The sequence below is a fragment of the Infirmifilum sp. genome (assembly GCF_049970975.1).
In the GTDB taxonomy this organism is placed as follows: domain Archaea; phylum Thermoproteota; class Thermoprotei; order Thermofilales; family Thermofilaceae; genus Thermofilum; species Thermofilum uzonense.
Genome location: NZ_JBMFLX010000107.1, coordinates 1 through 4480, shown reverse-complemented (window position 1 = coordinate 4480; position 4480 = coordinate 1). Strand labels below are relative to the sequence as shown.

General features: G+C 59.9%; 4 protein-coding genes and 1 pseudogene. 3 read left to right on the top strand and 2 right to left on the bottom strand.

Annotation, left to right across the window (positions count from 1 at the left end):
* Both ACP5KC_RS09030 and ACP5KC_RS09025 read right to left on the bottom strand, forming a co-directional pair.
* Positions 1–854: pseudogene (locus ACP5KC_RS09030) on the bottom strand (hypothetical protein); the annotation flags it as partial.
* 21 nt (positions 855–875) lie between these two features.
* Positions 876–1070 carry a hypothetical protein gene (locus ACP5KC_RS09025; protein WP_428287328.1) on the bottom strand — a complete coding sequence of 65 codons (195 nt, stop codon included), beginning with the start codon at positions 1068–1070 and terminating at the stop codon, positions 876–878.
* On the opposite strand from ACP5KC_RS09025, the gene ACP5KC_RS09020 reads away from it, so the two are divergent.
* The 3 genes from ACP5KC_RS09020 to ACP5KC_RS09010 all read left to right on the top strand — a co-directional run.
* On the top strand, positions 1071–2327 hold the full coding sequence (locus ACP5KC_RS09020) for a PP2C family protein-serine/threonine phosphatase (RefSeq protein ID WP_428287327.1): 1257 nt from the start codon (positions 1071–1073) through the stop codon (positions 2325–2327). It abuts the gene before it with no gap.
* Positions 2328–2421: 94 nt separating this feature from the next.
* Positions 2422–3624: a protein kinase domain-containing protein gene (locus tag ACP5KC_RS09015; protein WP_428287326.1), complete on the top strand. Its 1203-nt coding sequence runs from the start codon at positions 2422–2424 to the stop codon at positions 3622–3624.
* Positions 3625–3649: 25 nt separating this feature from the next.
* On the top strand, positions 3650–4480 hold an 831-nt coding region (locus ACP5KC_RS09010), incomplete at its 3' end, for an FHA domain-containing protein (RefSeq protein ID WP_428287325.1).

The window sequence follows — 4480 nt, the reverse complement described above, 5'->3', positions numbered from 1 at the left end:
CCGTTCGTGCTCCCCAGGTCCTGGATGTAGTAAGCCCCACCGTATCGCACTATGCGAAAGTGACCCCCCTTCACTTTCCTCGTAATGTAGGGCAGCCTATCAGGGGGTAGCATCCCTGCGAAGTCCTCGCGACCAAGCACTACGTTGCCGCCCCGTAATCGAAGCTTACGCCCGTCGATGAGAAGCTGGGCGGAAGGCCAGGAGTAGAAGTAGTAGGCCGCAAGGATCACGGCTGTCAACAAGGTAGCGGCAAACGAGATGAGCTTCCAGTCAATTCTTCGCTCAACCGTTGTTACAGTCACGGGCTGCGGCCGCTCACTCTCCCTCACCGCCGCAACGACGGTCACGCTTACGGCTTGGTTCCCGTACACTACTGCTAAGTCCTCTCCCGAAGAGCCTGCAGCCTTGAGGTAAGCGAGACTGATAGTGTAGTTCCCCGCTGCTGCCTTCACCTTCATCACAGCCACGACCGAACGATCGCTGATATTGACTCCTGGGTTCCTGTAGAACGCGTAGCGGAGACCGCCTGTCGTCGGTCTGAAGACTGTCCAGTTCTTAGTTCCCATCACAGTCACGTTGACCTCAGAAGGGTACGTTAGATTGAACTCGCCGGCGTATACTGATTGTGTAGCGGAGGTTATGACCAAGCGGATTTCTGCTACATCCTCCTCACTAGCTGTGACAGTGGAGGGTTCGAGCGATACTACTACCGTGGGTGGTTGAGAGGCGGTCACAAGAGAGCTCAGTGCGAGGACAATTACTGCTACAAGTGACAAGCGGGCGAGCACGATCTCTTTTCTACCCTCGTCTATATTTAGCTTTTGCTCAACGTAAACCCTATGCTCCCGCCTCAACTTGGTAACCGAGGCGAGACCCTACGTGACGTAGCTCTTGCAGTTGAAGCAGTAGTAGCGATCGAGGCTCCTCAGGTGGAAGGCAGCGGATCCGCATCTGGGACACAGCTTATGACCCGAAGAGCTGAGAGCCCCCTTAGCGGCGCGCTGGGCAGCAAGCTCTACGACGAACTTAAACTCACCGATAGCTTTATCTTCCAGCTTAAGGTTCCACACATGAGGAGTAGATCTATGGGGCATAAAAACCTGCGCTTCGCGAGGTACACAGGGGTCGGCGCGCATTCGACCTCTGAGAGCTTCTCGCTGGCCGTCACGCTAAACCTAGACCTTTGCAGTAGGAGGGGTAAGTTCTACCTGCTTGCCGTAACCACCGAGCCGGGTTCCATAGTCGCCGACTTCCTCAGTGTAGTCCGCTCGACGATGAGCCTCCTAGGCCCCAGGGGGTCGCTTCGCGAGCCCGCGGAGGGCGACTACACGCTTGTAGCATACGACGCAAGCGAAGTCACGGGGCGGTACCGCTTGCTCAGCCTGCAGCGGGATGCCCATTCATACGTGCTAGGCAACGGAGGCCTTAAGGCGGCAGTGGCTGGGATGGCGCTGGATGGGAGACAGCTGTTGCTGACGGAGGAGCCGTTGAAGGGGGTGGAGAAGGTGAGCGGGCCGCCGGAGGAGGCGGCCAAGAGAGCGGCGATGAGTAGGGGTGCCGCAGCAGCTGCAGGCGGCTTCGGGGTGGAGATATCTCGTGAACTACTCAGGGGCTTAACTGCGCTGACGGTGGTGAGCGACAGGGGCCTAAGGAGGCCGAACAACGAGGACTCCGGCTTCGCGGCGAGCCTGAGGGTGTCCCTCAAGGGCTCCACGAGGGTCTTCAGGATAATTGGGGTGGCGGACGGAGCCGGTGGCCACGAGTACGGCGAGCTGGCCAGCAGCGAGGGGGTGCTCGAGCTCCTAGGCGTGCTCCTGCCGGGCCTGGCGAAGGGGGAGGAGGTTTCCGGTCTCATAAGGGAGGCCTTTGAGGCGGCCAACAAGAGGGTGCTCTCCCTCATCGAGGAGAGGGGGGCGCCCATGGCCTCTACCCTCTCCCTAGCCGTCGCGGAGGAGGATGTCGTGCACGTCGGACACGTTGGGGACAGCAGGATCTACACGATCAGCAGGAGGTTGACCCAGCTAACCACCGATCACAAGCCCGCCACCGGGCCCCGCAACGTCATCACCAATGCGCTGGGCCTCCCGAGCATGTGGGTGGAGCTGCACGCCGGCGACAGGGCCGTGAAGGTGGAGCCCGGCGCCATGTTCCTCGCGGCCACCGACGGCTTGACGGAGATGGTGAGCCAAAGCGAGGTACTGACGATAGCACTGAGGTATAGCAAAGCTCCTTTAAGGCTCTGCAGCGAGCTGATCGAGTTAGCGAAAAAGCGGGGCGGCTACGATAACGTCACCGTCTCCGCCATGGTTCCGCTCAGGAACATTTGATCGCTCCTGCCGGACATAGGCTTGAAGGGTCAATACTGGCAATGATATAGAGCGAAAAGAATAAAATATTGGACGCTTTAAAGAACTGGGTAAAATGGGGCTAACGATCAGCCCCCTCCTCCAAGGGAGGAGGGGGAGATATCGCCTGGCTAAACTCATCGGAAGGGGCGGCATGAGCGAGGTCTGGCTCGCTGACTCCTCTCAAGGTTCCGTAGCCGTTAAGATCTCAGCCTCAAATCCTACGGCGATGGAGAAGCTCATCTTCGAGCGCCAGATCCTCAAGGAGCTGAGGCATGAGCACGTCGTGGCCTACGTCGACGAGGGGGAGCAGAGGGGCCTGCCCTTCCTCGTGATGGAGTACGTTCCCGGGGCCAGCATAGAGCAGCTGGTAAGGTCGCCGCTGGACGAGAAGGAGGCGAGGGCCGTGGCCGTGGGGGTTCTGCTGGCCCTGGATTACATCCACGCGAGGAACGTGATCCACCGGGACGTGAAGCCCAAGAATGTCCTCGCGAGGGACAACCACATCCGCAAGTGCGTCCTGATAGACTTCGGGACAGCCGCCTTCTACAACGTCTCCGGCATCAAGGAGGCGGTGATCTCGCCCGGCGGCTACACGGCCCCAGAGCAGTACAACTTCCGCTCCTCGCCACAGGCGGACATATGGTCGGTGGGCGCCCTCCTCTTCTACCTCCTCACCGCCAGGCACCCGCAGCAGGCGATGCCCGGCTACCCTCAGCGCCCACCGCCGACGCCGATCAGTGTGCGCATGTTCAACAGGGACGTGAGCGAGGAGATGGAGACGGTGGTCAGGAAGGCGATGGCTTGGAACCCGTCTGAGAGGTACCTGAGCGCGAGGGAGATGATAGAGGCGATAGAGGGCATCGCGCCTGAGGTTGCGCGGGAGGACATCCCTATCCTGGAGGTCATGGGCACCAGGATAAGGATCGACGCCGACCGCCTAATCTTCGGCCGCCTGACCGAGGAGAGCGAGGAGAAGGTGGTGGTCGAGCGCGAGGGCGATGCAATCTACGTGAAGGTGGCTGACCCCTACAAGTGGATCTCCCGTATGCACTTCGAGATATTCAGGAGCGGCGGTAAGTGGTACATAAGGGATCTCGGCTCCCTGAACAGGACCGCCGTCCAGACGAAGGGCAGGACTGTCGAGGTCTGGGCCGCCCCCCGCGTCGAGAGCCAGGCTGTAGAGCTGGGCGATAAGGCCGTCATATACATTGCCTACGGATCCTCCCCCAGCAACCAGCCCTACGTAGTGGCAAGTTTCAGGTACGGTAAGCCTTAAATATTACTAGCCTGAATAGATTTCTATGCGAAAATCCAAGAGCTATGCTCTAGGTGCGACCTGCGTCGCACTCCTCCTCGTAGCCCTTGCCTCGGCCGCTGTGCAGTATGACGGCGTAACCTTCTACATAACTAACGCGATTGGGGGCTCCGAGGTCACCTACCTCGGGAAGGGGGAGACCCTGTATCTCTACGCGACCGCACCTCAGCCAGGGGTTACACTGGATCTCGAAGTTTGGTTGTACTTCCCCCCCGCATCCGGAATAGCCCCCGAGCGGCTATTTAAAGGGGGAATGAACTTGGCCGGAACAGTCTTGATAACTCGGCGCCCAATCAGTGGCAACGATCCAGAGGGTGACTACGCGGTCAGGATAAACATTCGCGACTCTAAAACAGGCGATACCCGCGACCTTACAATCCCATTTTCTGTGCGCTCCTCCACACCCTGGGAGCTGATCGCGGCAGGCGCCGTAATCGCGCTAGTCGCGGTGGGAGGCTTCATCGCGATAAGGCGGAGAGCCGCTGCTGAGGCAGCCGCCCTGCCACCCCCCTCGGCTCCAGCTCAGCCGTTAGGCGTTGAAACCCATATTGTCCAGCCGGGCACTATCAGGATCACCGCTCCATCCGGCGAGACTATGACGTTAACCGCCGTCTTGGACGCTGGGACGAAGACCATACCCCTCGCGCAGCTCCCTCAAGAGTTCGGCCGTGCGAACTTCGCCGATGCGGCGCCCAGGGAGATGATCACCGCGATCAGCAGGAGGCACTTCATGATCGGCTACGACTATGCCCGGGGGACGTTCTACATCCAGGACCTGGGGAGCACGAACGGCACCTTCGTGAACGGCGTCGACATC

Bases quoted from the DNA above. Each gene is read 5' to 3' on its own strand.
- ACP5KC_RS09020 (WP_428287327.1), top strand. From the start codon at position 1,071: ATGAGGAGTAGATCTATGGGGCATAAAAACCTGCGCTTCGCGAGGTAC.
- ACP5KC_RS09015 (WP_428287326.1), top strand. From the start codon at position 2,422: ATGGGGCTAACGATCAGCCCCCTCCTCCAAGGGAGGAGGGGGAGATAT.